The organism is Candidatus Pantoea edessiphila, from assembly GCF_002933355.1.
In the GTDB taxonomy this organism is placed as follows: domain Bacteria; phylum Pseudomonadota; class Gammaproteobacteria; order Enterobacterales; family Enterobacteriaceae; genus Pantoea_C; species Pantoea_C edessiphila.
Map to the genome: position 1 here is coordinate 1 of NZ_PDKU01000007.1, position 3,205 is coordinate 3,205.

At 44.6% G+C, this 3,205-nt stretch carries 1 rRNA gene; it reads right to left on the reverse strand.

Annotation, left to right across the window (positions count from 1 at the left end):
• Positions 1 to 150: 150 nt before the first annotated feature.
• Positions 151 to 3,067, reverse strand: a 23S ribosomal RNA gene (locus CRV10_RS03695).
• Positions 3,068 to 3,205: the final 138 nt, after the last annotated feature.

Consider the following 3,205-nt stretch of genomic DNA (forward strand, 5'->3'; position numbering starts at 1 on the left):
ATTTCACTTCTGAGTTCGGCATGGTTTCAGGTGGTACTATCGCGTTATAGCCGCCAGGCAAAAATAAACTTATAATTTTAAAAATTAAATTTATAACAAGCTAAAGTTTTATATATTCTCAATATTTATTAAAAATGACTCTGGTGTTGTAAGGTTAAGCCTCACGGGTCATTAGTACCGGTTAGCTCAACATATCACTATGCTTACACATCCGGCCTATCAACGTTGTTGTCTTCAACGTCCCTTTAGGATTCTTTATTAAAGAATCAGTGAGAACTAATCTTGGGACAAGTTTCGTGCTTAGATGCTTTCAGCGCTTATCTTTTCCGCACTTAGCTACCGGGCAATGCCATTGGCATGACAACCCGAACACCAGTGGTGCGTTCACTCCGGTCCTCTCGTACTAGGAGTAACCTCCCTCAATTCTCCAACGCCCACGGCAGATAGGGACCGAACTGTCTCACGACGTTCTAAACCCAGCTCGCGTACCACTTTAAACGGCGAACAGCCGTACCCTTGGGACCTACTTCAGCCCCAGGATGTGATGAGCCGACATCGAGGTGCCAAACACCGCCGTCGATATGAACTCTTGGGCGGTATTAGCCTGTTATCCCCGGAGTACCTTTTATTCGTTGAGCGATGGCCCTTCCATTCAGAACCACCGGATCACTATGACCTGCTTTCGCATCTGCTCGAATTGTCATTCTCGCAGTTAAGCCAGCTTATGCCATTGCACTAAACTCACGATTTCCGACCGTGATTAGCTGACCTTTGTGCTCCTCCGTTACTCTTTAGGAGGAGACCGCCCCAGTCAAACTACCCACCAGACACTGTCTGTATTCCGGATTACGGAATCACGTTAGAATATTCAATATCAAAGGGTGGTATTTCAAGGATGGCTCCATATAAACTGGCGTCTATACTTCATAGCCTCCCACCTATCCTACACATTAATATTCAATATTCAATGCCAAGCTATAGTAAAGGTTCACGGGGTCTTTCCGTCTTGCCGCGGGTACACTGCATCTTCACAGCAAATTCAATTTCACTGAGTCTCGGGTGGAGACAGCCTAGCCATCATTACGCCATTCGTGCAGGTCGGAACTTACCCGACAAGGAATTTCGCTACCTTAGGACCGTTATAGTTACGGCCGCCGTTTACCGGGGCTTCGATCAAGAGCTTTTCTAGTTTATAGATAACCCCATCAATTAACCTTCCGGCACCGGGCAGGCGTCACACCGTATACGTCCACTTTCGTGTTTGCACAGTGCTGTGTTTTTAGTAAACAGTTGCAGCCAGCTGGTATCTTCGACTAACTTAAGCTCCAAGAGTAAATCTTTTTACCTATATGTTAGCGTGCCTTCTCCCTAAGTTACGGCACCATTTTGCCTAGTTCCTTCACCCGAGTTCTCTCAAACGCCTTAGTATTCTCTACCTGACCACCTGTGTCGGTTTAGGGTACGATTTAGTATCACCTGATGCTTAGAGGCTTTTCTTGGAAGCATAGCATTTATCACTTTAGTGTTATTACACACTTAGTCATCACGCCTTGGTGTTAATGATGTACCGGATTTTCCAAGAACATCCACCTACACGCTTAAACCGGGATAACCGTCACCCGGATGATATAGCTTTCTCCGTCCCCCCTTCGCAGTACTACCAAGTACAGGAATATTAACCTGTTTCCCATCGATTACGCCTTTCGGCCTCATCTTAGGGGTCGACTCACCCTGCCCCGATTAACGTTAGACAGGAACCCTTAGTCTTTCGGCGAGCGGGTTTTTCACCCGCTTTATCGTTACTTATGTCAGCATTCGCACTTCTGATATCTCCAGCATATTTTACAATACACCTTCAACGACTTACAGAACGCTCCTCTACCCAATAATATAAAATATTATTGCCGCAGCTTCGGTATATGATTTAGCCCCGTTACATCTTCCGCGCAGGCCGACTCGACCAGTGAGCTATTACGCTTTCTTTAAATGATGGCTGCTTCTAAGCCAACATCCTGGCTGTTTAAGCCTTCCCACATCGTTTTCCACTTAATCATAATTTAGGGACCTTAGCTGGCGGTCTGGGTTGTTTCCCTTTCCACGACGGACGTTAGCACCCGCCGTGTGTCTCCCGTGATAATATTCACCGGTATTCGTAGTTTGCATCGGATTAGTAAGCTTGGATAGCCCCTTAACCGAAACAGTGCTCTACCCCCGGAGATAAATTCACGAGGCGCTACCTAAATAGCTTTCGAGGAGAACCAGCTATCTCCCGGTTTGATTGGCCTTTCACCCCTAACCACAAGTCATCCGCTAATTTTTCAACATTAGTCGGTTCGGTCCTCCAATTAGTGTTACCCAACCTTCAACCTGCTCATAGTTAGATCACCGGGTTTCGGGTCTATATTTTGCAACTCAAACGCCCAGTTAAGACTCGGTTTCCCTACGGCTTCCTTATAAAGTTAACCTTGCTACAAAATATAAGTCGCTGACCCATTATACAAAAGGTACGCAGTCACATCATTACAATGCTTCCACTGCTTGTACGTATATGGTTTCAGGTTCTATTTCACTCCCCTAGCCGGGGTACTTTTCGCCTTTCCCTCACGGTACTAGTTCACTATCGGTCAGTCAGGAGTATTTAGCCTTGGAGGATGGTCCCCCCATATTCAGACAAGATACCACGTGTCCCGTCCTACTCTTTGAGCATATAAATTTATATATTTTTATATACGGGACTATCACCCTGTATCGTTGGACTTTCCAGACCATTCTACTAACAAACAAATTTATTTTAAGCTCTGGGCTGTTCCCCTTTCGCTCGCCACTACTAGGGGAATCTCGGTTGATTTCTTTTCCTCGGGTTACTTAGATGTTTCAGTTCTCCCGGTTTGCTTCGTCAAGCTATGTATTTACTTAACGATGATACAATTAAGTATCAGGTTTCCCCATTCGGACATCGCCGGTTATAGCGGTTCATATCACCTTACCGACGCTTTTCGCAGATTTGCACGTCCTTCATCGCCTCTGACTGCCAAGGCATCCACCATATACGCTTAATTACTTAACCTTACAACCCACAGGCATTTTTAGATTGTAAGAACATTGAGAATTTTATAAATATTAGATAACTTTTTTAATTAAAATACATTTAATTAAAATACAGTTACTTAATATTTGTTAACTTGTTCCAAATTTTTAAAGAACT